Here is a 24,327-nt window from a genome sequence, read left to right on the forward strand (position 1 = left end):
GATTTTAAAGCCGCCTCAAAACGAAATTCAAAAAATCTCGCTCAAGCAAGCCTCGCGCCGCTGCAAATTTTAAAATTTCACTCCTCGAATTCCTCCGCGACCTTCGCCGCAAGGCGCAGTTTGTCGCTGTCGAAGTGGGTGTAGATGCGCGAAGTATTTAGGCTCGCGTGGCCGAGGGCTTCTTGGACGAGTACGAGGTCCTTTTGCTTTTTGTAAAGCATCGTCGCGAAGGTGTGGCGCAGCATATGAGCGCCGTTTTTTTCCTTGCGTATGCCTGCGCTCATTAAAATTTTCTCCACGATGCCGCTGACGTATGCTTGCGTAAGCGGCGCGCCGTTTTTGGTGACGAAAAGATAGCCCTCTTTGTTAGCAAAATTCGTCTCCAGCGCGTTTAGATGCTCCTCGATCAGGTGGCGTTTGATCATTACGATGCGGTATTTATTGCCCTTGCCGCGGATTCGGATGATGAAAAGATCGCCCTCTGGCGCGATATCTTTGCGCTTTAAATTTATCGCTTCGCCCACGCGGATGCCGGTGTAGATGATGATTTTTACGATCAGGCGGTTGCGATGCGCAAAGGAGCGAAACTCGCTTAGATTTATCGCGTCCAAAAACCGCTTTAACTCCTCCTCGTTCATAAACTCCGGAAGCTTTGTGCCGCGGCTGCCGCTAACGCCGCCCCAGTGTTTAAGCTCGATGCCAAAGTTGTGCGAGGTTCCGTCCTGCTCATTTTGTCGGTCGATGAAGCCGAAAAAATTTATCAGCGCGATTCGGTAGTTTTTTTTGCTCGCATCGCTCAGCCCGCCCGTAATCGAGGCTAAAATTTCGCTCAAAAGCTCCTCGTCGATATTTTTCATGCTCTCAAGGTTGTATTCTACGATCGCTTCGTAAAATTTTTTAAGCGGGTTAAAATAGGTATTGATGCCGGTAAGACCCGCGTTTCGTGCGTCTTTTGCGAGCCGTTCGAGCTCTTCGATGCATGCCACCTCGTGATTTAGCGCCAGGCTTGCGCGGCGAAACAGCGCGTCGTTTTTCAGCTCCTTATTCGATAGCGCGCTTAGCTTGTAGCGCACGAATTTTACGAGCCAAAACAGCAGCGATTTTTCAAAGCTATCCTTATAATCGAGCGGGAATTTCATTTGCTCTCCTCGCTGTCGCCGAAGATCACGAAAGGCAGCATTAGCGTGTTTTTGATGAGATTATAAGGCGTTTTTAGCACGTCGGTCGCAACGCCGGTCGAGTAGGTAGGCTTTTTCATCGTGCCGCGAATCTCGATGATCGTGGAGATCGTATTGTTTTCGCCCAAGATGATATGATTTAGCAGCGGAATTTTTGAGATTATCGAGCTTGCGTCTTTGAGGTATTTAAGCTCCAGATCGATATTTAGCGCGCCGCTTTTCATATCCACTTCGCCGTTGCCGGCGATGTCGGCGCTACTGCCGGTAAAGTTCATCGCGTTTATGTAAATTTTATCGCCGCTGCGGCGAAAGTAAATTTTACCCCTCTGCACGCTAAAGCCGCGATCGTTGAAATCGGGCGTCTTAAACGTAAGCAGCGACGGCACGGAGTTTATAAAGCTAAGCAGCCTTTGATAGATGATGTAGTCCTTCAGATAGGTGTTTTGCACGTTGATCTCGCCGCGGTAGTTGCGCGGATCGATGCCGCTTGCTTTTAGCGTAAATACCCCTCCGTCGAAGCTCTGCGAGCCTAGGAATTGATTGAGCGCCTCGCCGCTGATGTTTTGCGCAAAAATTTGAAGCAAGCTCTTTTTAAAGATCAACTTCACGTCGCCGCGTTTGAAATTCGCGTTCAGGTTCATATTTTTGCCGTCCAGTACGCCGTTAAAATGCGTAAATTTAAGCGTCTTATTTAGATCGGATAGCACGATCGCAGAATTTTGCCCGCTGAAATTTATCGGCGAGCGCTCCTTCGTGCCGCTATTAAACTCGCTGGTTTGCACGCTCGTATTGATCGCGACGTCCACGTCTTTTAAAGAGACGAAGTTGCCGCCTTTGTTGATTTTGAGAGAAATTTTACCGCTTCCGCTAGAGCCCTCCAGATCGCCCCCGCGCACTCTAAGCGCGAAAGAGTCGTTTTTATAATGGCTTCCGTCTTTGTTTAGCAGACCGAAATCAAAGATGAGATTGCTGCTGCTGATATCTAAGTTTGTAAAATTGCTGGTTAAAATTTTAAGATCTCCGCCGCTAATGCCCGCGTTTTTAAGCGTCTTAGAAAATGGCAAAATTCCGCTAATATCGGGCGAGCTGATCTCGATCCGCTCGCCGAAGCTCATCTTCGCGCCTAAAAATTGCGAGCTCAGCACCGGCGCTTTGCCGCTAAAATCAAGGCTTATATTATCTCGCGCGTCGCCAAATTTTAAAATTTCTTTGCCGTTCGGGGAGAGATTGAAGCTATGAATAACGCCGTTAAATTTAGCTTTGCGCGTGGCGATATCGATACTGCCGCTTGCAGTGGCGTTAAAAATTTCATTTTGTAGATTCGCGTCTTTGATGTCGATTTTTTTCTCGGTGATGTGCACCCGCGCGGCTTTGGAGTGAAATTTCGCTTTAGAAATCATCAGATCAGCGTCTTTTAGCGTCACATTCGCATCGACCTTAGCGCTTTCCTTTTCGACGTCCACGTCTATCAGCACGCGCGCATCGATCCCGCCGCCTAGCGGATATACGGGCTCGTCTATGCCGTAGCTTTGCAGGATCGCTACAAGGTCCTTGCCCAAGCTCTCTTTAGTCCGCAGATCCAGATATACGATCGGCTTCTCTTCAAAAAGCCCGCCGATACGCACGCCGCTTCCCTCCAGGCTTTTGCCTTTAAATTTAGGCTCGTTCAGCGTGAAGCTTAGATAATCGTTTTTGAGCGTGATGTTTGCGTCTTTTACCGTTACGGCTTCGATTTGCGGTTGAAATTTTATCGTAAGATCCTGCGCGTAGGCTGTAGCGCTAACGTTTTCGGCGATCGGGCGCGGATCTTTCAGATCGACTTTGGCATGTAGATTTTCGATGTAGTAGTTTTGCGCGACCGCCTTGTCGTAGATCCACTCGTTCGCAAGAGGATTTAGCCCCGTAAGCGCGCCCAGCTCATTCATAAAATTTTTCAGACTTAAGGCCGAGGCGCGATTTATCTCTATATTTAGCTCCGAGCCGATATTGTGCACGTCAAGCTCGCCCGCGATCTCGTGCGAAGCGAAGGTGCCGTTAAAATCATACGTATCGGCTCTGAAATTTGCCCGTGCTGTGCCGTGCAGAGTGAGATTAAAATCATTTAGTTCAAGCTCGATCGGATCGAAGTTTAGCCCGTTTGCGCTCGGCGTGATCTGCGAGTTTAGCCTAAAAAACCGCGTGTCGGCGTAAAAAATGTCGCTTTTGTATTTTAGCTTTAGACTTTCGCCCTTGATCTTCAAATTTTGCACGTCGATCTCTTCAAAAAAGGAGTTGATGAGCGAGATTTTTTTGCTAAATTCTAAAATTTTCTCGCTTTGCGTGCGTAGATCGGTGGAATTTTGCTCTAAATTTTGTGTATTATTTTGCGTAATTTCAAGATTTTTGATACGCAGCACGAGACTTTTATTTAGCTTGAGATAAAACCCCTCAAGCTTTGCAAAGCCCACATCCAGCTGCGAAATCGCAATACCGTGTTTTAGACCTACCGCGCAGATTATAAAAAGTATGGTTATGCACAAAAAAAATCTAGCCAAAGTTCTAAACATCGTCGCCTCATCAAAAAACTCCGCCCCAAAATCAAAGCGGGCGTGCCGAAAAACTGCGCTTATAATATGAAATTTATTCAAAATTTTGGCTTATTTGCCTATAATTTCAGCTAAATTTTGAAAGGAATGCATGAAATTCTTTATAAAGCTCATCAAAGCGGCGTGCATTTGTATCGAGCTTGCGGCTATCGCGCTTTTAGCCGTGGGTTTTGATCTGCACGAGCGCGTCGGCAACGCGAAAACCGTGCAGATAGGCCAGGGCAGCTCAACGAAAATTTTATCGCAACTCTCAAAGAGCTATCCAAAATTTAGTAAATTCGACGCGAGGCTGCTTTCTTTTTACGGCGGCGCAAAAACTGGCGAGCTGGAGCTTAGCGGCGAAAATTTGCCCAAATACCAATTTTTGTATGAGTTAAGCGTCGCAAAGCCCGTGATGAACGAAATTAAGCTGATCCCGGGCGAGACTACGATCGTCTTTTTAAAACAGCTTGCGAAAGATCGCGGGCTAAGCTTTAGCGAGCTTGAGCGCGAATACAACGCCACGGCGCCGTTTTACGAGGGCTTTTTGGTGCCTGAAACCTACAAAATTAGCAAAAACGAAAGCGAAAAAAATATCATCGACCACCTTGTTTCAAGCGCGCAAAAATTCCACGAAGGATTGTCGCGCGAGCTTAGCGGTGACTATAACGCCACGGCATGGAAGCAGGTGCTGATCAAGGCCTCTGTAATTCAAAAAGAGGCCGCAAACGCAGATGAGATGCCCCTCGTAGCCTCGGTCATCGACAACCGCTTAGCCAAAAATATGCGCCTTCAGATGGACGGTACGCTGAATTACGGCGAGTTTTCACACGTCAAGATCACTTCGCAGCGCATCCGCACCGACACCAGCCACTACAACACCTACCTCAACGACGGACTTCCGAAAGAGCCCGTGTGCGTGGTCTCTCGCGATGCGATACGCGCCGTTTTCGCGCCCGCAAAGAGCGAATACCTCTATTTTATGCGAAATAAAAAGACTGGGCTTCACGATTTTGCGCGCACGCAAGCCGAGCACGAGCGCAACGTAAAGGCGCAGAGGTAAAATTTAAGGTCGTTTCGGAATTAAATTTAAAAAACGAGATTTCGTCTTTAAATTTTAAAATTTAACCCCTGCAGTTATAAAAATGCGGATCGATATTTGGGAGATAACAATGAAAATAGCGATATTCGGCGCGGGAAACATCGGCGCAGCGGTAGCAAACGATCTTATCGTAAGCGATTCTTTAAGCCAAAAGCTAGATAGCATCGCGCTTGTGGATGCGGTAGAGAAGATCGCGCGCGGTAAGGCTTTAGATCTAGCTCATACGGCGGCGGTTTACGAGCGCGATCTGCGCATAAGCGGCAGCACAGAGCCCGGCGACATAGCAGATGCAGGTATCGTCGTGATCACGGCGGGGCACGCAAGAAAGGCGGGGCAGAGCAGGGAGGAGCTGTTTGGCAGTAACGCCGCCATCGTCGCGCAATGCGCGCGAGATACCGCAAAATACGCGCCTAACTCCATCATCGTCGTCGTTACCAATCCGCTTGATATGATGGTCTATGCGGCGCTGCAGGCTAGCGGGTTTGCAAAGGAGCGCGTCATCGGCATGGCGGGCGAGCTGGACGGCGCGCGGCTTAAATTTGAACTCGCGCGAGCGAGCGGCAAGGAAATTTCATCGATGAGAAGCGCGATCGTGGGCCCGCATAGCGAAGAGATGATCGCGCTTAAAAACGAGCTGGGATTTGAAATTTCGGATGAAATTTTCGAGCGTGCGGTGCAAAATACCAAACGCGCCGGCGCGCAGATCGGCGAGCTACTGGGCACGTCGGCGTATTTGGCGCCCGCTGCGGGGATCGTAAAGATCATAAAATACATCCTTTTTAATACCTGCGGCACGCTCGCCTGCTGCGTCGCGGATAGATCGGGAGTGCCTTTGGGGCGCTTCGTAAGCGTCGGTAAAATGGGCGCGATAGAGAGAAATTTCGCCTACTCGGGCGATTTCTACGCGCAGCTTGAACGGATGCGTGAGCGGATAGCGGAACTGAAGTTTTAGTGGAAATAAAGCGAATTCGACGCGACGCGGAAGCGGGATTCGTAGATTTAAAATTTCAAAGCGCAGAATTTTTGCGATAGAATTTGCAGCATCAAATTTCACTCCGGCAAGAAATTTAAGCTCGCGGAATTGTGTAGCGTAAAATTTAATTCGCTGCGGAATTTTAAAATTTGCGCAATTTCGCCTGCTGTGAAATTTCGTAGATTAAAATTTTACTTTGGCTCAGAATTCTGCGTGGCGTAAAATTTTTAAACGCCACAAAATTTTAAAATTTAAACTCTGCAAAATTTAAAAACGAGAGGACTTTAATGCGATCAAAGCAGGCTTGCGCCGCAAAATTTCAAATTTTAAATCGCGAGGCGGGATTTAGTGCGGATTTTGATAAATTAAGGAGAAAATATGAGCGAAAATGAGAGCCAGCGCGCCGTCTGGACAGATGAGAGCCGCTGTAAGGCGTGCAACATCTGCGTAAGCGTCTGTCCTAGCGGCGCGATCGCGATGAGACAGGACGAGGGCGCCGTGCAGGGCATGATGATCGACGTGGTGGATGAGGGCGCCTGTATCGGCTGTAGGGAGTGCGAGTTGCACTGCCCTGATTTTGCGATTTTCGTCGCGCCCAAAGGCTTTAAATTCGCTCGTCTAAGCTCGCAGGCTAGAGAGATGGCTGAAAAAATCAAAAACAATAATTTTATGAAACCCAAGGACGCATAATGAGAGAGGTAATTTCCACAGGCAACGCCTTAATTGCGCGTGCGGCAATTGATTGCGGCTGTAATTTTTTCGGCGGCTACCCGATCACGCCGAGCAGCGAGATCGCGCACGAGATGAGTCGCTTGCTACCTAAGGTCGGAGGCAAATTTATCCAGATGGAGGATGAAATTTCGGGCATTTCTGTAGCTTTGGGTGCGTCTATGAGCGGTGCGAAGGCGATGACGGCAAGCTCCGGTCCTGGAATTTCGCTAAAATCAGAGCAGATCGGGCTTGGCTTTATCGCTGAAATTCCGCTTTTAATCGTAAATGTTATGCGCGGAGGTCCTAGCACTGGGCTTCCTACGCGAGTGGCGCAGGGCGATATTTTGCAAGCTCGCAACCCCACTCATGGCGATTTTCAAAGCATCGCGCTGTGCCCTGGCTCGCTAAAGGAGGCTTATACACAAACCGTGCGCGCCTTCAATTTAGCCGAGCGGTTTATGACGCCGGTATTTTTGCTGCTTGATGAGACGCTTGGGCATATGCAGGCTAAGGCGGTGCTGCCTGAAATTTCGGATCTAAAAATCGAGCGCAGGGCGGAATTTAAAGGTAGTCCGAAAGATTATGAGCCCTATGATGCTGCGCCCGATAAGCCTGCGGTGCTAAATCCCTTTTTTAGGGGATACCACTATCACATAACGGGGCTGCATCACGGCGCGAAGGGCTTTCCGACCGAAAACGAGCAGATCGTGGATCGCTCTATAAAAAGGCTTTTTAATAAAATTTCGGCGCATGAAGATGAGATCGTACAATATGAGGAATTTATGCTAGATGACGCCGAAATCTGCATCATCGCCTACGGCAGCGTTAGCTTAGCAGCAAAAGACGCGATTTTAAAGCTACGAGGGCAAGGCGTGCGTGTGGGACTTTTTCGCCCGATTACGCTATGGCCAAGCCCTGCGCGCAAGCTAAGGGAGCTAGGGGAGAGATTTAATAAAATTTTGATCGCCGAGCTAAATTTAGGACAGTATCTGCTAGAGGTGCAGCGCGCTTGTTTGAGAGATGATTTTAAGACGCTTCTTAAGGCAAACGGCAGACCGATCAGCCCTAGCGAGATTATCGAGAAAGTAAAGGAGCTTTAAATGGCGTTTGATTACGACAAATATCTAAGAACGGACAAGATGCCTACGCTTTGGTGCTGGGGCTGCGGCGACGGAGTGATCTTAAAAGCGATCATCCGCACAATTGACCGCGTAGGCTGGAGCATGGACGATGTGTGCGTGGTAAGCGGTATCGGCTGTAGTGGCAGGATGTCGAGTTACATAGACTGCAATACCGTCCATACGACGCACGGACGCGCGATAGCTTATGCTACGGGTATCAAGCTTGCAAATCCAGGCAAACACGTAATAGTAGTCACTGGCGATGGCGATGGGCTTGCGATAGGGGGCAATCACACGATCCATGGATGCCGCCGCAATATCAATCTAAATCATATCTTGGTAAATAATTTCATCTACGGGCTTACGAACTCGCAGACGAGCCCTACGACGCCGCGCGGGTTTTGGACGGTTACGGCGCAATACGGCAATGTCGATCCCAGCTTTGATGCGGCGAAACTTGCGATCGCTGCCGGAGCAACTTTTGTCGGACGCGAGAGCGTGACAAATCCAGAAAAAATCGAGCGACTTCTAGCCAAGGGCTTTGAGCACGAGGGTTATAGTTTTTTTGATATTTTTAGCAACTGCCACGTAAATTTGGGTCGTAAAAATAAAATGAGCGAGGCGGTGCAAATGCTAAAGTGGCTTGATTCGCGTACGATTTCTAAAGCAAAATTTGACGCTCTTAGCGAGGATGAGCGAGCAGGGCTATTTCCGCTTGGAGTTTTACACGAAGATAATGGGCGCACCGAATACACAAAGGCGTATCAAAAGGTGATAGACGCGGCACAAAGCGGCGAAGTGATAAATTTTGAAGGACTAAGATGAATCAATTAAGATTTGTGGGAGTGGGCGGTCAAGGCGTAATCCTAGCAGGCGAAATTCTAGCTGCGGCAAAGATCGCACACGGCGGCTATGGAATCAAGGCATCTACGTATACCTCTCAGGTACGCGGCGGACCTACGAAAGTAGATATTATCTTAAGCGATGAAGAAATTCTATATCCTTACGCGAGCGAGGGCGAGATCGATTTCATGCTCGCAACAGCGCAGAGTAGCTATGATGCTTTCAAAAATGGCGTGAAAAAAGGCGGCGTGATCGTAATCGAGCCGAATTTAGTAGCCCCGAGGGATGAGGATAGGGCAAGCTTTAAAATTTATGAAATTCCAATCATCACCATCGCAAAATACGAAGTTGGAAATGTCATCACTCAAAGTGTCGTGGCTCTAGCGATCGCAGTAGAGCTTAGTCGCTGCATGGACGCAAGGCTCGTAAAAGAGCAAATGCTCCGCTCTGTGCCTGAAAAAACCCGCGCGCTAAATGAAAAGGCGTATGATTTGGGGATAAAATATGCAAGAGAGGTTTTGGAGACGGAGTAAAATTTTATGGCAGCGAAACGATAGAAGTGGGCGGTAATATTCTAGCGGCTTTATTCTTGATTTTTTTTTGCGAAGTGCATCAGCTATAAGGATGAAATTTATCGCGTTGTTAAAATTTTTATTTTGGTACAAGTATACTCATCGCTTTTCTTAAAGGATTGCACTCGCTATCGCTTAGGCAAATTTCTAATTGCTCCTTTATTTTGCAGGAAAAATCCTTCTTGTCGCTGTTTTTTCCGTAACAAACCTTGTCAAAGTAACCGATAGCCCTATGTATATTTCCGCCGTAAAATATTTCATTCCCTGCTAGCAAAAAGCAATAATACATCATATCCGCCCCGCAAGCTTTCTTTAATGCTGAAACGGAATCTTTATATCTACCCATTGTAACCAAAAGCACCGCGCCGAGCGATCCGCAGCTTTCGTAATCTCCTTCGTCGCACTTCTTGGATAAAATTTCGACTAGCTCTGTGCATGCGCTATATTTTCCATCGCCGTTATCGCACTCTAAATTTAGCTCTTTTTCCTCCCAAGTTTTGAAAAAGCTCGAATCCATGGGTCTTGCCATACTAGAGCATATTGAAAATATGAAAGCTAGAATTATAAATTTAATTTTCTGCATTTTCTCTCCTATTTAAATTTTGATATATAAAGCGGCTTTTTAAACAACATCATCTTACGCTTTTTAACAAAATTCTTGCTTTTTTTATAGGATTGCACTCGCTGTCATTTAGGCACTTTTCCAATTCCTCTTTTATCTTGCACGCTTCGTTTTTAAACAGGCTATTTGCTGCTTCACATGTCTTACCAAGATATTTAATTACCAAATTTACATCTCCGCCATAGTGTATTTCGGTCGCACTTAGCATATAGCAGTAGGTTACTACGCCGGTCTCACAAGCTTTTTTATAAGCGGAGGCGGAGTCTTCATATCTATTGGAGTCGAAAAGCGCTATGCCGAGCGATCCACAGCTTTCATAATCTCCGCCGTCGCACTTTTTGGATAAAATTTCGACTAGTTTCGTGCATGCGCTATATTTTCCATTGCCGTTATTGCAAGAGATCGCTAAATCTTTTTCCTCTTGGGTTTGTAAATGATCTACGCTTACCTTTGCCGCCGCGGGGATCGCTACAAATGCCGTTATAAACGCGAATGCTGAAATTTTAAGATAGAATTTTTTCATCGCCGCTCCATGTTTTTAAGCGGCGATTATATATTAAAGTATTTTAGCGGGCTCTTAAAATTTTGCAGAGTTAAAATTTTGATCGCCTGCTAAATTTAGCGGCACCGTCTTCAAAAACCGTACCGCTTTAAAATTTAAAACATCGTTTCTAAATTTTTAAATGCCGCTCTTAAATTTAAACATCGCGGTGAAATTTTAAAATTTCACCGCAAGCTTTGGGCGGCTTTAAATTTAACATACCGAGTTCTGTTAGCATCCCGAGTTTGGCTGAACCCGCGTTTCGCTGCCCGTGTGGATCAGCAGAGCCTTGCCGCGTCTAAATCTGCACGGCGGATCGGCTTGCACGGATGAGTATTCCTTGCCGTTTAGCTTGTAGATGACATTGGAGCCTTGCACCGTTTTTTGGGAGTTTTGGATCGCATCTCCGGCGACCGCGCCTACTACCGCACCGCCCACGAGCCCCACGGTCTCAGCTAAGCGCCTGCTGCTGCTATGTTTGCCGAGCTTATGCCCGATGACCGCACCCGTAGTTCCGCCTGCGACGCCACCTAAAATTTTACCCGTATTGCCCTCGGAGCGCTCTAAGTTGATTTTGGCAGGCAGGACATCGACGATCTCGATCCGATCGCTCTGCCTCATGCGGTTCGTCTCGCTCGCGTCATAAACATCTCCACCATATCGATCCTGCGGGGCCGCGCAACCACAAAGTGCGATCGCTGCGATCAAACATAATGTAAAATTCTTCATGTTTTCTCCTTTATAATGAGCTACGAGCGGCATTATACTATGGATTTTTATACGAGCGGTTAAGCGGCGGCGTTAAAATTTACCGGCTCGCTGCCGCTTAAAATTAGCTGGATACGAGGCATCGTGCCGTATCTGGGTGCCTTATAAAATTTTTATTTCACTCAAAATTTATCTTATTTTGTTAGAATCATTCTTATTTTTAAGGAGAGAAAATGAAAAAACTATTAGTTTACGCTACCAAAGGCGGCGACACGAAGGTCGTGAGCGAATACATCGCTTCAAAGCTCGGCTTTGAGATCAAGGAGGCCAAAGAGCTAAATGAGGAGGATTTGGCAGGAGCGGGCGCGTTTATTTTTGCGGCTTCGACGCACGGCGACGGACAGATCCAGGCTAAATTTGACGACAAATTGGAGCTTTTGAATAAAACTGATTTTGACGGACGCAAGGTCGCGCTCATAGGCGTTGGCAACATCGAGCGCCACGGCAGCGATTTTTGCAGCGGTATGAGCACGTTTTTGCCGGTGCTTAAAAAGGCCGATCTCATCGGTGCTTGGGGTGCAGAGGGATATAAATTTAAACATTCGCGCGCCTTCATAAACGGCAAATTCGTAGGTCTTACGATCGATTTTAAGGGCGACGAGCACTGGCAGGCAAGGGCCGATAAGTGGATCGTCGCGGTTAAAGGTGAGTTTTAAATATTTCAACTTTTGCACGACCGAGCGAGCATTGGGCCCATAAAGCCCAATGCTCGTTAAATTTCGCCATTAAATTCCGCGCTCCGCTTGAAAGCGAAGCCCTCTTAAATTTTACTCGCCACAGCGTTAGAATTTCCGCCACATTCAAGCGCCGCCTGCTCATGCCGCGTAAAATTTATCGCTAGCGGGAGCCGCAAATTCCGGCTCGCTGCGCCGAATAGCTCTAAACAATTGCCGCGATAAAATTTAGTTCGCGGCAACTTGCGCGCTATTCGTGCAATAAACGATAAATTTCGCCTGCGATGCTTGATGCCGCTAGCGCGATAAAATTTCGCTTTCGCGACAAAATTCCGCCCGCAGTACTAGCGCGGCACCCGCACGTTAAAATTCCACGCTCCGCTTCCGAGCAGAGCCTCCGCATTAAAATTTTAAAATTTTTAGTTCAAAAAGTCGCTGCGTTTTACAAGCCGTGCCGCTTGAAATCACGCAGATAGGCTAAATTTTATCCTCCCAAGCTCCAAAATCTAGCCCGCGCGCAGCGCTCAATTTAATACGGCAAATTTAATGCGATCGATTTATAAAATCACCGCCCGAGCCTCAAATATCAGCGCCGCATTAGAAAAGTTATTTTATAATAACCGCATATCAAAATTTAAGGCGATCTATGAAAAGGCTTCTATTTTTCGTCGTTTTTGCGCTGGCCGCTCTCGCCGCGGCGATCTACTTCAATCTCGATAGGCGCGAAGAGGTCGCGCACAAGGCCTACGGCATCATCGATATCAGGCAGAGTTCGCTTAGCTTCGAGCGCAGCGGCCGCATTAGCGCGCTTTATCGCGACGAGGGCGATTTCGTGCAGGCTGGCGACGTCTTGGCGGCTCTGGATACGGCGGATCTGAGCTATCAAAGGCGTATTCAGATCGCAAGATGCGACGGGCTTAAATTTAGCTTGCAGAAATTACAAAGCGGCTTTCGTAGCGAGGAGATCGAGATGGCGGCGGCGAACGTAAGCGCGCTGCAAAACGCCCTACAGCTCGCTACTTTGACGAACGAGCGCCTCAAGAGCCTGGGCAAAACCAACTCCGCGTCCAAGCAGCAGATCGACGAGGCGTTTTACTCGATGAAGCGCACGCAAGCCCAGCTGCAAAGCGCGCAGGCTAATCTGCGCCAGCTTCAAAGCGGCTACCGCGACGAGGATGTCGGCACTGCGCGCGCAAATTTGGCAAGCTGCGAGGAAAATTTGAAATATCTGAACTACCAAATCGAGACGCAAAGCGTGCTAAAAGCGCCCTTTAGCGGGCAGATCAGAGCGCGCCTGAAGGAGCTTGGCGACATCAGCATACCCAGCGTGGGCGTTTTTGAGCTCAGCGAAGTAAAAAACAAGCGCGCGAAATTTTATCTAAGCGAAAATCAGCTCCGCTTCCTGCGTGCCGGACAGAGCGTGCGGATCATCGCTACGGACGGCTCTAGCGCGAGCGCAAAGGTCGCCTACGTGAGCCAAACCGCGATGTACACGCCCCGCACGGTGCAGACCGAGGAGCTGCGCGCAGATCTCGTGTGGGAGGCGCGCGCCGATTTTAGCGACGAAGATGAGCAGTTTCGCTTAGGTCAGCCGATCAGCGTGGAATTTTAACGCGCAAGCGTTGCGCGCGAAATTTTAATGCATGAGCGAAATTTTAGCGCGTGGGCGGCACTTCGGACACTGCGGGCGAAATTTGAATAGCATAGCTCGCTGCCCGAGAAATTTTACGCAACGCCGCGCAAGCCGTGTATACGGCGTGTGTGGGCCTGATGAAATTTTAAAAGTGCACTTCGAGGCGGAATTTAAACGGCGCCTGTTCGGCAGGGCAGGGCGATAAATTTTTGCTGCGCCTAAAATACATCGTCTCGGCGGCGATAAAATGCTGTGCGCTTATAACGAGGTCGTACAAAGGCGGCGTAAATTTTATCGCGCGGGTTTTGCGCGAGCCGGTAACGGCTTTGGATAAAAGATCGGAATTTCGCAGCGCAGCGAGTAAAATTTCGGCGAAATTTTGGCGCAAAGCAGCGCGGGTTAAATTTTAAAATTTGCGGCTCGGCGACGACGAGGTAAAAAATCGGGCGGTATAACGGCAACGGACTTTTTTTCTAGCGAGCGTTTTGCGATAAACAAACGGCGCGATAAAATACCGATTGTGCGCGGCGGTGAAATTTCACCCCGAAAGGCGGGCGGCGGCAAAATCTCACCGAAAGAGGCGCAGCGAAGATAGAGCTCGGCGCTCACAGCTCGCCGGGCGTCTGAAAACTCCGCTTTCGTTTGCGTTTTGAAGCGAATTTATCGCGGATACTCACGGGCTGCTTCATGTTTTGGAGACCGCCCCGTCCATGCGCGTTGTGTGCGCATCGTTAGCGGCGCGGCTAGCCGATGCGATATGCACACGCTCAAGACGGATCGGGCGTCGCGCGGAATATTCGGCGCGAGCCGTAAGCAACGCCGATCGTGCGGGCACGCAAAATTCGAGCGGGCGATTGCAGGGCGCCTAGACGCGATAGGGCTTAGTTTCGCGCGCTTGCGGTAAGTTGCGTCGAATTTATGCTATGCGAGGTTTGGGCGAAATTGTTTGACGCGCGTCGCGAAGTTTAAAGCGCGCGGCGTCTGTAGAACCGAGATGCCGCGGCTGTCACAAAACTAAGACGCCGTAGCGGTCGCAAAACCACGACGTCTTTGCGGCTGCAGAAGCAAGGCGTCGCGATAAAGAGCGCCTTTTCGGCGTGCGTAGGTCTCGTTCGTCGCGCCAAGCGACGGGGCGAGTAAATATAAAATTTGGAGCTAGGCTTGGATCTACTAAATATCGTAAATTTAAAGAAATTTTACCTGCGAGAGGATCGCAGCAAAAACGTCGTTTTTGAAAATTTTGATCTGCGAATTGACGATACGCCGCGGCTCATCAGCCTCACGGGTCCCGACGGCGCGGGCAAATCCACGCTTTTAAAGCTCATCTGCGGCATCATCGCGCCCGATTGCGGCGAGATAAAATTTGCCGGCTTCACCCCTAGCGGCGAAAATAAAGAATTCGTCCGCGCAAACGGCTATATGTCGCAGAGCCTGGGGCTTTACGAGGAGCTTAGCGTCTGGCAAAATTTAAACATTTTCGCGGGCCTAAAAGGGCTCGATCTAAAAGACGGCGAGGAGTATCTGCGCGGGCTTTTGCGCCGCGTAGGGCTTTTGAAATTTAAAGATTACGCCGTGGATTCGCTCTCCGGCGGGATGAAGCAAAAGCTCGGCGTCGCCTGCGCTATTGCGGCAAAACCGCGGCTTTTGGTACTCGATGAGCCTACCGTCGGCGTTGATCCGCTCTCGCGCAGCGAGCTGTGGGCGATCGTGCGCGAGTATCTGGATCAAAGCGGCGCGAAATGCATATTTTCGACGGCGTATTTCGACGAGGCGGCGGATGCCGATCTGACGCTGATTTTGCTCGGCGGCAAGATCATAGCGCAAGATCCCGCCGTAAAGATCACCGCGGCGCTGCGGGATCGCACCTTTCGCATAGGCGGCGAGGATTATCAGAGCTTGGCGCGCCGCTTGATGTTTAAAACGCAAAGATTTTTAAAAAACTCCCCGCTCATCGACATCTGCCCCAGAGACGGCAGCGTCGATCTGCTAAGCGAAGAGCCGATAAGCCTGCGCGATCTGCAGGAGTTTTTAAACGCAAGCCTAGAGGGTGACGGCGAAAATACAGAGCGCGAAAACGGGGGCGCTAAATTTAAACTAAGCCCGCGCGAGGCGAGCCTAGAGGATGCGTATATTTTTTTAAATAAAGCAGAGATCGGCGCGGCAAACTTCGGCTACGAAAAAAGGAGCTTCGATGCGGCTCAAACCGTCATCAAAGTGCGCGACGTGAGTAAAAAATTCGGCTCATTCACCGCTGTGGAAAATACGAGTTTCGAGGTCAAAAAGGGCGAGATTTTCGGTCTTTTGGGTCCAAACGGCGCGGGCAAGACGACGACCTTTCGCATGATCTGCGCGCTTTTGGGGATGAGCGGGGGCGAGATCTCGGTCATGGGCGAGGATCTGCGCCACGCTAAATCATCGATCAGATCGCGCATCGGCTACGTCTCGCAGAAATTTTCGCTTTACAAAAAGCTAAGCTGCTATCAAAATTTAGAGTATTTCGGCCGCAGCTACGGCATCGGCGGCATGGCGCTGAAGCGGCGCATAGAGGAGCTTTTGAGCGAGTTTGGCTTGCAGCGGCTGCGAAACGAGACGTGGCAAAACCTGCCGTTCGGCGCGGGGCGCAACCTCAGCATGGCGTGCGCGCTCATCCACCGCCCTGAGATTTTGTTTCTCGACGAGGCCACCAGCGGCGCCGATCCGCTCTCGCGCAGGCTTTTTTGGAACCGCATAAATGCGCTCGCGCGCACCGGCGTGAGCGTGGTCGTGACGACGCATTTTATGGAGGAGGCGGAGTATTGCGATCGGTTTTTGATCCAAGATCGCGGCAAAATCCTGGCGCTAGGCAGTCCCGACGAAGTCTGCGTGCAGCGCGGGCGGCGGCTTAGCGTGCAGCAGGCCTTCATAAACGAGGTGCAAAAATTTAGAAGCGAGGCGGGCGATGAGGGCTTTTGATCTAAATTTTGCGCGAGCTGCGAGGATTTTTGATCTGAATTTTATGCGGGCGGAGCGAAAAGCTGCGCGCCCGCGCGGTAAAATTCTAAGCGGCGAAAGGGTCTTGCGAGGCGATGAAATTTTAAACGGCGGCGGAATTTTGAGCGGCTTGGCTCTTAATGTCGGTAAAATTCTAAGCGGCAGCAGGATTTTTAGCAGCGGCGAAATTCGGAGCGATAGTAAAATTTTAAATGGCGGCGGAATTTTAAGAGATTGCGAAATTTCAAGCGGTAGTGGAATTTTGAATGAGACGTCGCGCAGCAGGGTACGGCGCGGATTTTGTAGATGGATACTGCGCGAGCTCCGCGCTGAAGCGAGCCCGCTTCGTCTGCGCCGTAAATTTCAAAGCGCGAACGGCTCGCAAATAGATCATAAATTCAAAAGAGCGACCACTCTGCAAACAGATCGCAAATTTAAAATGGCGGTCAGTTTGCAAACAGCTTGTAAATTTAAAGCCCTAATGCAAAAATTTCATCGCGGATTTTGCGCCGCCGCGGAGCTTTTGCGTCAGAAATTACGCAGCGAGACAATGCCGCGGTGCATAAAATTTCAAAGCCCGCCGTATGTGCTCGCGCGATCAAAATTTCAGGGCGCGATGAGCGAAATGGGCGCGGGCAGTCCATCTGTGCCGTTAAAATTTCAAATCTCGGTTGCCGCACTTTTGCAATTAAAATTTGGGGGCGTGCCAAATGCGATCACGCGGCTAAAATTTCAAAGCGCGGCAGTCGCCGAATTTGCGCGATCAAAATTTAGAGGCTCGCCGCGAGCGGCGCAGCGGCGTAAAATCCAAGTGCAGGGGCAGGGCGGATGAACTTTACCTTTTTAAAAATCCTAGTAAAAAAGGAGTTTGCGCAGATCGCAAAGGACCGATCGGCGCTTGTGATCGCGTTTTTGATGCCGTTAATTTTGGTCGTGATCTACGGATACGCGATGCGGATGGACATAAAGCCCGTCAAAGTGGGCTTCGTAAGCGATCTGGGCTCCAAAATCGAGCGGGATCTGCTCGGCGGATTTTTGGGCTCAAAATACCTACAAACCCGCGTTTACACGGACTTAGAGAGCGCGAGGAGAGATTTTAAGGCGCACGAGATCGAGAGCATTTTGTATTTTGATCCGCGCTTTGCGGCGAAATTTCAAAGCACTTTGGGCGGACTCGGCGACGCGGGCGGCGGCGTAAATTTAAACCTTTCTAGCGACGACAGCTCCTCCACAGGCGGCGCGGACAATCTCCAAAATGTGAGCGGCGGCGCAAATGTCCGTCCGCTTGAGGACAGAGGCGCGGGCACGGAGAGCGACATAAACGCCTCCACAGGCGGCGCAAGCGGCGAGAGTTTGCACCGCAACGGCGCGGAAGCGGGCGGCAGCGGAGTAAATTTAAGCGGCGCGACTGTAAATTCCGGTAGCAGCGCAGGCGACGTGAGCGCAAATCAAGGCAGCGCAAATTTAATCGGCGGCGCAGGCGATACGAATACGGGCCTCATGGGCGGAGCAGACGATCTCCAAAATACGAACGGCGGCGTCAATGCAAGCCCTTCCGCTAACGGCGCTCACAGCGCGGGCGGCGTTGTAAATAACGGCGGCAGCTCAAGTAATGTAGGCGGCTCAAATGGTGCAGGAGGCGGCGCGAGCGGCTCGAATAAAGACGGCGCCGAGATTTTCCTTATCCAAAACGCCACTCAGTCGCAGCTCGCGCTTCTTAGCTACGTCTATGTCGCGGGCGTAATCGAGCAGGTTTTGGCGCAAGATTACGGCTTTTTAAACACAAATTTAAACGCCGCAGCAAAGCCCGTCAGCGTGAATTATCGCAGCTGGTTCAACGAAGCCAACGAATCGACGTGGTATCTCGTATCTGCCGAGTACGTGGGGATTTTGGGGCTCATCTGCCTGTTTATGGTCGCGGTCGTGATCTCGCGCGAATGGGACCGCGGCACGATCGCCTCGCTTTACAACTCCAATGCAAGCGCACTTGAGATCGTCACTGCCAAGGTCGGCGCGTATTATTTCCTGGCGCTTTTAGGCGGCGCGATGACGCTCGTTTACGGGCAGGTTCTTTTAGGCATCCCGATCCGCGGCAGCGTGGCGATGCTACTGGCGACGCTTTGCGTCTTCGTGCTGGAGATGACCTGCCTAGGCATGCTGATCTCGGCGATCTGCAAAAATCAATTCCTAGCGCAGGAATACGCCATCGTCATCGGCTATCTGCCCGTGACGCTGCTTAGCGGCATGATATTCGATCTGCGCGGACTGCCCGCGGCGGTCAACTTCATCGGGCACCTGCTGCCGCCCACATACGCGGTCGAGTCCTTTCGCATCTGCTTCCTATCGGGTGGACAGAGCGCGACGCTGTGGGTAAACCTCGCCATTCAGGCGCTCGGAGCGGTTTTGTTTTTCAGCTTGTGCGTGCTTAGCGTAAAAAGGGGCGCGCGATGAAATTTTTATTTTTGCTTTACGCTTGCGCGGAGAAATTTCGTGCCGCAAAAATCGACGCAATTAACGTTTCGCTTTCGCCCAAGGCATCGATGGCGGAATTTCACGCCGCCAAAAGAGAGGACGCGATGAAATTTTTAGAATTTTTTTGCAAGCGAGCGGAGCGTGGGCTTGAAATTTTAAAATTTAGCGCCGCAGAGAGCTTAAAAAGCCGCTTTGAGCTGCAAAAGCAAGCGGCGGAATTTTTAAAATTTTCGCCTATGCCGTGCAATCGGTTTGGAATTTTAATTAAAAAGCAAGCTTTGGCAGCGCGATCTTGCGACGTAGCCACGAGAGGGAGTGCGCGATGGGATTTTTAAAGTTCACGCACGCTCTAGCGCGTCTCGCGAACGCCGTGCAAAATTTTATATCGCAGCACAGATTTAGAATTTTAAAATTTGTGCCCGGATGCGTGCATTATGCACACATCGCACAAAATTTCGCATCGCAGTGCGAATTTAAAATCTTAAAGTTTATTCACGAGCCGCCGCATGCTCTGCGCCATGCTTTAACACGTGCTCCGCGTCGTATTTTGCCGCGCACAGATAAAGCCGAAGTAGGGCGCGCGGCACCGCTTACTTCGCGGTATACGTACGACGCGACAGAAAAACGGTGCGCGGTTAGATTTAATCATGCGGGCGGATATTCGAATTTTGTGCGCCGCCGCATAGTGCGACTTCGTAGCGCAGCTATACGGCGCGGCTACAAAACGGCGCGCGCGGAAAAATTTAGTAAATTTGGCCTCACAAACGCGCTTTTAAATTTCATCTCCTTGCCGCCGCGTAAATTTAAGCTTGCACTTTTAAAATTTACGCGCGAGGTGCTGCGCAATAGATCTGAAATTTTAAATTTTACGCCCAAGCTGAGTAATCGGTTTGAAATTTTAAAATTTACGCGCGCGCCGCATAAATTTAAACCCGCGTCCATTCCGTTTTTAAATTTTATCTCAAATTCCGTTCCGCCCGCCAGCGCCTCTAAATTTGAAAATGGCGCTAAATTTAAAGGTGCCGCTAAATTTGAAAGGAGCGCGCGATGAACGCTCTGCGAAAATCCCTGCTTCGAATTCGCGCGCTGATAAAAAAGGAATTTTTGGCGATGTTTCGCGACAAGGGCACGCGCATGGTGCTGATCGTGCCGGTGCTGGTGCAGGCGATCATATTCGGCTACGGCGCGAATTTCACCCCCGAGCAGGTGCGCTACGCGATTTTGGACGATGCCCGCGATGCGACGTCCACCGCGCTGGTGCAGAGCATCGCCGCTACGCCGATGTTTAAGACCGAACTTGGCTGCAAAGACCTAACCTGTCTGCGCCGCGCCGTAAGCGAGGGCGAGGCGATCATTGGGATCTATTTCGGCAGCGATTTTAAGGATACGCACGAGTTTCTGATCATCGCGGATTCGCGCAATACGACCTTGGCGAACACCGTCATCGGCTTCGTGCAGGCCATAGCGGGGGAATACAACGCGCAGCATTTTGTCAATTTAATCAGCATAAATCCGCGCTATGTTTTTAACGAAAACACGATCACGCGCTACACGATCATGACGGGGATGATTTTGGGGCTTTCGATGATTCAGGTGCTGATGCTATCGGCGTTTAGCGTCTCCCGCGAGCGCGAGGAGGGGAGCTTCGATATGATGCTGATGACGCCCGCAAACCCGCTTGAGATGCTGATCGGCAAGGCGACGCCGCCCGTGCTGATCGCGATCGCGCAGGGGCTCGCGCTGTTTTTGATCTGCGTGTTTTACTTCGAAATTCCATTCCGCGGGCGCTTTGCGCACCTTTTTGCGATCATTGCGATCTTTAGCGCTTGCAACGTAGGCATCGGCCTCGTGATCTCGACCGTCTGCAAAACCTCGCTACAATCGGTCGTGAGCTCGTTTTTGTTCCTGCTGCCGTGCATTATGATAAGTGGGCTGATAACGCCTGCGGACGCGATGCCGCGGTGGTTTTACTACATCGCGCACCTAGATCCGATGTATTATGCCAACAACTGCATGTGGCGGATCTATCTGGAGGGCGCAAGCCTGGGCGAGCTGTGGCATCTCATCGTGCCGCTGCTGCTGATCGGCGTGGGCACGTTGAGCTTTGCGGCGTCGCTTTTTAGAAATAAGCTGGATTAGGGATTTAGATCGGAATTTTAGAATTTCAGCTGGAATTTTGGCTTGGATTTTGCTTCGTAGGAATTTTCGGATTGAACCTCTGCTTAAAATTTTAAATTGATCGCGAAATTTCGGCTTGGAATTTTGCCCTAAATTTTGCGCGTTCGTAGCGGATAAAATTAAATCAAAATCCCGTGTTTCCGCCCGATGCACCGCGCGTCGCGATAAAATTCCGCGCCTTAAATTTTAAAAATTTTGCAAAATTCCATCTTGCGAATAGAGTTAGAATTTAAATCCGGGGTTGCCCGGGCGTCTTGCGGCGGTCGTATCATCTGCGCTCGCCTTGGAAGCGGGCTTTTTCGCATCGTCCGCGTCTGATTTCTTAAAAGCAGCTAGTTTACTGTAAATGCTCAGTTTTTCGCCGTCCGCGCCTAGCTTGGCGCCGTCAAGCTCGCTAGAATTTTCCGCGCCGCATAACCTTGCGGGGTTGAATTTTATCCACGCTATGATTAGCAAAATCCCCGAAAACGCCGTTACCAGCGACGCTGCGATTAGATACGGCAGAGCGAGGATTACGCCTATTTCAGCTAGCGCGCCCGATACCGCTTCGCAGGGCCATGCCACAGACACCACTATGCCGTAGATTTTAAATAAATCCACGCCGCTAAGTGTGGCTAGGCGGCAGTTTAATACGCCCCAGATTATCACCGCTGCGCACGTCGAAAGGACGTAGAGCAGGGTGTAGAGTAGACCTAGCATCGCGCCCTCTTTTAGCGCTACTACCATGGCGCAGTAGCACAAAATCGCGACGATCGGGATACTTTCTATCAGCCTATAGGTCTTAACGAAGCGCACGCCTAGCGCCTTTTCTAGGCAAACGAAGCAGTCGTAAAATATCGCTAGTGTCGCTAGTAGCGCTAAAACTCTAAAAATCGCGACCGCGTCCTCGTCTATGCTGCTTACGCCCACCGTGCCGCTTACGCCGATGCCTAGCAAAATCACGGCACCTAAAACTCCGCGGAATTTCGCCTTGCTAAGCAGATCTTGCTTTGAAATTTCTTTCATTTTTATCCTTTGAATTTTCTAAATTTACGCGCTATCTTGCGGCTTTGCTGCGTGCGGCGATGCTGCGCCGGATAGCGCGGCTTGGACGTTGCGGTTTAGACTTGCAAAAGCGCGCGGTTGCTGCAAAACGAAAGCGCTTCGGCTTAGGCGAGCTTTTCTATCTTGCTCCAGGCTAGTAGGTGCACGACGCTAGTTATTATGAGAGAGGCAAACGGCAAAAATTCCTTAAACGATGTGATGACTAAAGCCGCAACCGTATCACCAATTTGCGGCTTGGAGGTAGCCAAACCGAAGGGCCCTGCGCCACATAGCCAATTTAGCGCGAAAAAGAAGGCGCAGAGCCACACGTAGATCCGAAATATCATCACGCCGCTTACTCGCGCCAAAGAGAAATTTATGCGAAGCCACGCTACGATTATGTAGATTGCGGTTGCGGGCACCGCTAAATTCCATATAGTCTCTTCTATCATCTCTTTTATCGTTACTTCTCTGTAACAACCTGCCGGATAAAATAATAAAAGCGCCACGAAGCAGATACAGATCATCACGCAGTTGCGGTAAAGCGCCGCCGCTTTTATGCCGCTAAGCATTGAAATTTTGCGGAGCACTCTTAGCCTATAAATCACCGAGAAACAGATAAGAGTGATAAAAATTCCGCTGACTATTAAGAACATTCCGCCGGAAGCAAGGCCTATCACCTTAAAAACCGCGAGTACCGCCGCTAAAAACAGGTCGATGCCAGTGCTGATCATCCCCTCTTTTCTTACCTGAGATACGAGATCTTGCATAATAAGCCTTTTTGAAATTTATCTCGAAGTGTAAAACGCTAATCAAACCGGAAAGAGCGAAATTTCATCGTGACGAGAGGTTCGCGAAATTTCAAACCTCCGCGCTTATCTTTTCTATCTTGCTCCAGGCTAGTAGGTGCACGATGCCAGTTATTATGAGAGCGGCAAACGGCAGGAGCAGTTTAAGCATTACGACAGCAATAGCTAAAGCCGAGACCTGCTCGGTCCGCGGCTCGGAGGAAATAGCTATAGCAATAATCGCTGCATTGCATAGTATATTTAGCACAAAAAGTCCCACACAAAGCCACACATAAGTCCGAAAGGTACTCACGCCGCTTACGCGCGCCAAAGAGAAATTTATGCGAAACCATGCGACGATTATGTAAATAACGCCTACGAAAAGCGCTAGTCCAAATATCGCCGCAAATGGATTATCACTCTGCCCGCCGTCTGCGTCAGGCTCTCTCGGATAAAGGTAATTGAGCACGAGCGCTAGCGCAAAAAAGCAGACGCAGATTATTATGCAGTTGCGATAAAGTGTCGCTGCTTTTATGCCGCTAAGCACTGAAATTTTTCGGAGCGCCTGCAATCTGAAAAATACTGAAACACAAATAAAAGCAATCAAAATTCCGCTAGCGATATAATTTATCATCTCGTCGTCAAGGCGCCATGGCTCGCTGAAAGAGACATAGCCTACTACGATAAAAACCACGGGTAGTGCCACCAAAAACAGATCGATGCCGGTGCTGATCATCCCCTCTTTTCTTGCCTGAGATACAATGAATTGCATATATAAACCCTTTTTAAAAATTTGACCAGAAGTATATATAAACAAGCATAAAATATAAATTAAACCGATCAGATCGGAATTCTATCGCGACAAGATATTTGCGAAATTCTAAACTTTTACGCTTATCTTTTCTATCTTGCTCCAGGCTAGCAGGTGCACGATGCTAGTTATTGTGAGGGTCATGGGGAATATCAAATGGTATAGTGCATTTAACGGAAAAAGGATGACACAGAACCACACATACGTCTCAAAGATCCCCACGCCGCTTACGCGTGCTAGAGCAAAATTTATGCAAAACCACGCTACGATCATGTAGATTGCGCCCGCAAACGCTATTAAAATGCACAATATCATTGCCAAATGCTTGTGTGAGATCGATAAAGGAATCGATAAAAAAATGCTTGTTATGGCAATGACACAGATGCAGACAATTACGCAGTTGCGGTAAAGCGCTGCCGCTTTTATGCCGCTAGGCATTGAAATTTTGCGGAGCGCTCTTAGCCTGAAAAATACCGAAACACACAAAAGAGCAAAAATAATTCCGCCAGTGATATAGGTAGCCGTCTTGTTGCCGCTAAGCCTTAGCATATCGTTCTTAGCAATATCTAGCGCAACTAAAGTCGCAGGCACCGCCGCTAAAAATAGATCAATGCCGGTGCTGATCATCCCCTCTTTTCTTGCCTGAGATACGAGATCTTGCATATATAAGCCTTTTTAAAATTTATCTCGAAGTATACATAAATCGATGTAAAGCAGGAATTAAATAGCTAAATTTAAAATTTTTAAATTTCGTTGCGGCAAGCTTGCAAACTACGAAATTTC

Annotated in this window: 24 protein-coding genes; 14 read left to right on the forward strand and 10 right to left on the reverse strand. The window is 49.4% G+C overall.

Translation table 11 applies throughout. The features are described from left to right. Positions 1–77 precede the first annotated feature (77 nt). Positions 78–1,139 carry a tyrosine-type recombinase/integrase gene (locus tag Q0600_RS01700; protein WP_298756187.1) on the reverse strand — a complete coding sequence of 354 codons (1,062 nt, stop codon included), beginning with the start codon at positions 1,137–1,139 and terminating at the stop codon, positions 78–80. After that, the gene (locus Q0600_RS01705) at positions 1,136–3,724 is read right to left on the reverse strand and encodes an AsmA-like C-terminal domain-containing protein (RefSeq protein WP_298756190.1); all 2,589 of its coding nucleotides are present in this window, start codon (positions 3,722–3,724) and stop codon (positions 1,136–1,138) included. The genes Q0600_RS01700 and Q0600_RS01705 overlap by 4 nt, the downstream gene beginning before the upstream one ends. A gap of 130 nt (positions 3,725–3,854) precedes the next feature. Here Q0600_RS01705 and mltG point away from each other — a divergent pair, with 130 nt between their 5' ends. The 6 genes from mltG (at position 3,855) to Q0600_RS01735 (ending at position 9,025) form a co-directional block, all read left to right on the forward strand. Further along, complete coding sequence (mltG, locus tag Q0600_RS01710) at positions 3,855–4,805, forward strand: endolytic transglycosylase MltG (RefSeq protein WP_298756193.1); 951 nt, start codon at positions 3,855–3,857, stop codon at positions 4,803–4,805. A gap of 109 nt (positions 4,806–4,914) precedes the next feature. Further along, positions 4,915–5,796: a malate dehydrogenase gene (locus Q0600_RS01715; protein WP_298756196.1), complete on the forward strand. Its 882-nt coding sequence runs from the start codon at positions 4,915–4,917 to the stop codon at positions 5,794–5,796. A 399-nt stretch (positions 5,797–6,195) separates the two neighbouring features. Continuing rightward, positions 6,196–6,507 (forward strand): 4Fe-4S binding protein, encoded by a 312-nt coding sequence (locus tag Q0600_RS01720; RefSeq protein WP_177388316.1) that lies wholly within the window; start codon positions 6,196–6,198, stop codon positions 6,505–6,507. Next, positions 6,507–7,628, forward strand: a complete 1,122-nt coding sequence (locus Q0600_RS01725) for a 2-oxoglutarate synthase subunit alpha (protein ID WP_298756199.1) — start codon at positions 6,507–6,509, stop codon at positions 7,626–7,628. Before Q0600_RS01720 ends, Q0600_RS01725 begins: the two co-directional genes overlap by 1 nt. Beyond that, positions 7,629–8,474: a 2-oxoglutarate ferredoxin oxidoreductase subunit beta gene (locus Q0600_RS01730; protein ID WP_298756200.1), complete on the forward strand. Its 846-nt coding sequence runs from the start codon at positions 7,629–7,631 to the stop codon at positions 8,472–8,474. It begins immediately after the preceding gene. Further along, positions 8,471–9,025 (forward strand): 2-oxoacid:acceptor oxidoreductase family protein, encoded by a 555-nt coding sequence (locus tag Q0600_RS01735; protein WP_298756203.1) that lies wholly within the window; start codon positions 8,471–8,473, stop codon positions 9,023–9,025. The genes Q0600_RS01730 and Q0600_RS01735 overlap by 4 nt, the downstream gene beginning before the upstream one ends. A gap of 118 nt (positions 9,026–9,143) precedes the next feature. Here the strand turns inward: Q0600_RS01735 and Q0600_RS01740 are convergent, their stop codons facing one another. From Q0600_RS01740 to Q0600_RS01750, 3 genes are all read right to left on the reverse strand, one after another. Continuing rightward, the gene (locus Q0600_RS01740) at positions 9,144–9,647 is read right to left on the reverse strand and encodes a hypothetical protein (protein WP_298756206.1); all 504 of its coding nucleotides are present in this window, start codon (positions 9,645–9,647) and stop codon (positions 9,144–9,146) included. A gap of 49 nt (positions 9,648–9,696) precedes the next feature. After that, positions 9,697–10,209 (reverse strand): hypothetical protein, encoded by a 513-nt coding sequence (locus Q0600_RS01745; RefSeq protein ID WP_298756208.1) that lies wholly within the window; start codon positions 10,207–10,209, stop codon positions 9,697–9,699. A gap of 249 nt (positions 10,210–10,458) precedes the next feature. Further along, positions 10,459–10,956: a hypothetical protein gene (locus tag Q0600_RS01750; protein WP_298756211.1), complete on the reverse strand. Its 498-nt coding sequence runs from the start codon at positions 10,954–10,956 to the stop codon at positions 10,459–10,461. A 212-nt stretch (positions 10,957–11,168) separates the two neighbouring features. Here Q0600_RS01750 and Q0600_RS01755 point away from each other — a divergent pair, with 212 nt between their 5' ends. Continuing rightward, positions 11,169–11,651 carry a flavodoxin domain-containing protein gene (locus Q0600_RS01755; protein ID WP_298756214.1) on the forward strand — a complete coding sequence of 161 codons (483 nt, stop codon included), beginning with the start codon at positions 11,169–11,171 and terminating at the stop codon, positions 11,649–11,651. Positions 11,652–12,315: 664 nt separating this feature from the next. Next, a complete protein-coding gene (locus Q0600_RS01760) occupies positions 12,316–13,281 on the forward strand; it encodes an HlyD family efflux transporter periplasmic adaptor subunit (protein WP_298756217.1) in 966 nt (321 codons plus the stop codon). Positions 13,282–13,447: 166 nt separating this feature from the next. On the opposite strand, the gene Q0600_RS01765 is transcribed toward Q0600_RS01760, so the two are convergent. After that, a complete protein-coding gene (locus tag Q0600_RS01765) occupies positions 13,448–13,690 on the reverse strand; it encodes a hypothetical protein (RefSeq protein ID WP_298756219.1) in 243 nt (80 codons plus the stop codon). Positions 13,691–14,463: 773 nt separating this feature from the next. Between Q0600_RS01765 and Q0600_RS01770 the strand changes: the two genes are divergently transcribed. Genes Q0600_RS01770 through Q0600_RS01795 form a run of 6 tightly spaced genes read left to right on the forward strand, consistent with a single transcriptional unit; the run spans position 14,464 to position 20,883 of the window. Beyond that, positions 14,464–16,254, forward strand: coding sequence for an ATP-binding cassette domain-containing protein (locus Q0600_RS01770; RefSeq protein ID WP_298756222.1), 1,791 nt, complete (start codon positions 14,464–14,466; stop codon positions 16,252–16,254). Then, positions 16,241–17,104: a hypothetical protein gene (locus Q0600_RS01775; protein WP_298756225.1), complete on the forward strand. Its 864-nt coding sequence runs from the start codon at positions 16,241–16,243 to the stop codon at positions 17,102–17,104. Before Q0600_RS01770 ends, Q0600_RS01775 begins: the two co-directional genes overlap by 14 nt. After that, on the forward strand, positions 17,101–18,723 hold the full coding sequence (locus Q0600_RS01780; RefSeq protein WP_298756228.1) for an ABC transporter permease: 1,623 nt from the start codon (positions 17,101–17,103) through the stop codon (positions 18,721–18,723). The genes Q0600_RS01775 and Q0600_RS01780 overlap by 4 nt, the downstream gene beginning before the upstream one ends. Further along, positions 18,720–19,079, forward strand: a complete 360-nt coding sequence (locus tag Q0600_RS01785) for a hypothetical protein (protein ID WP_298756231.1) — start codon at positions 18,720–18,722, stop codon at positions 19,077–19,079. Before Q0600_RS01780 ends, Q0600_RS01785 begins: the two co-directional genes overlap by 4 nt. Next, a complete protein-coding gene (locus Q0600_RS01790; protein ID WP_298756233.1) occupies positions 19,067–19,795 on the forward strand; it encodes a hypothetical protein in 729 nt (242 codons plus the stop codon). The genes Q0600_RS01785 and Q0600_RS01790 overlap by 13 nt, the downstream gene beginning before the upstream one ends. Next, the gene (locus tag Q0600_RS01795) at positions 19,792–20,883 is read left to right on the forward strand and encodes an ABC transporter permease (RefSeq protein WP_298756236.1); all 1,092 of its coding nucleotides are present in this window, start codon (positions 19,792–19,794) and stop codon (positions 20,881–20,883) included. Before Q0600_RS01790 ends, Q0600_RS01795 begins: the two co-directional genes overlap by 4 nt. Positions 20,884–21,144: 261 nt before the next feature. Here Q0600_RS01795 and Q0600_RS01800 read toward each other — a convergent pair whose 3' ends face one another. From Q0600_RS01800 to Q0600_RS01815, 4 genes are all read right to left on the reverse strand, one after another. Next, positions 21,145–21,927, reverse strand: a complete 783-nt coding sequence (locus Q0600_RS01800; protein ID WP_298756239.1) for a hypothetical protein — start codon at positions 21,925–21,927, stop codon at positions 21,145–21,147. 143 nt (positions 21,928–22,070) lie between these two features. Continuing rightward, positions 22,071–22,715: a hypothetical protein gene (locus tag Q0600_RS01805; protein WP_298756242.1), complete on the reverse strand. Its 645-nt coding sequence runs from the start codon at positions 22,713–22,715 to the stop codon at positions 22,071–22,073. Positions 22,716–22,806: 91 nt separating this feature from the next. Beyond that, positions 22,807–23,505: a hypothetical protein gene (locus tag Q0600_RS01810; RefSeq protein ID WP_298756245.1), complete on the reverse strand. Its 699-nt coding sequence runs from the start codon at positions 23,503–23,505 to the stop codon at positions 22,807–22,809. A 108-nt stretch (positions 23,506–23,613) separates the two neighbouring features. Continuing rightward, positions 23,614–24,207 carry a hypothetical protein gene (locus Q0600_RS01815; RefSeq protein ID WP_298756248.1) on the reverse strand — a complete coding sequence of 198 codons (594 nt, stop codon included), beginning with the start codon at positions 24,205–24,207 and terminating at the stop codon, positions 23,614–23,616. Between the last annotated feature and the right edge of the window lie 120 nt (positions 24,208–24,327).

This window comes from uncultured Campylobacter sp. (genome assembly GCF_938041645.1).
GTDB lineage: Bacteria > Campylobacterota > Campylobacteria > Campylobacterales > Campylobacteraceae > Campylobacter_B.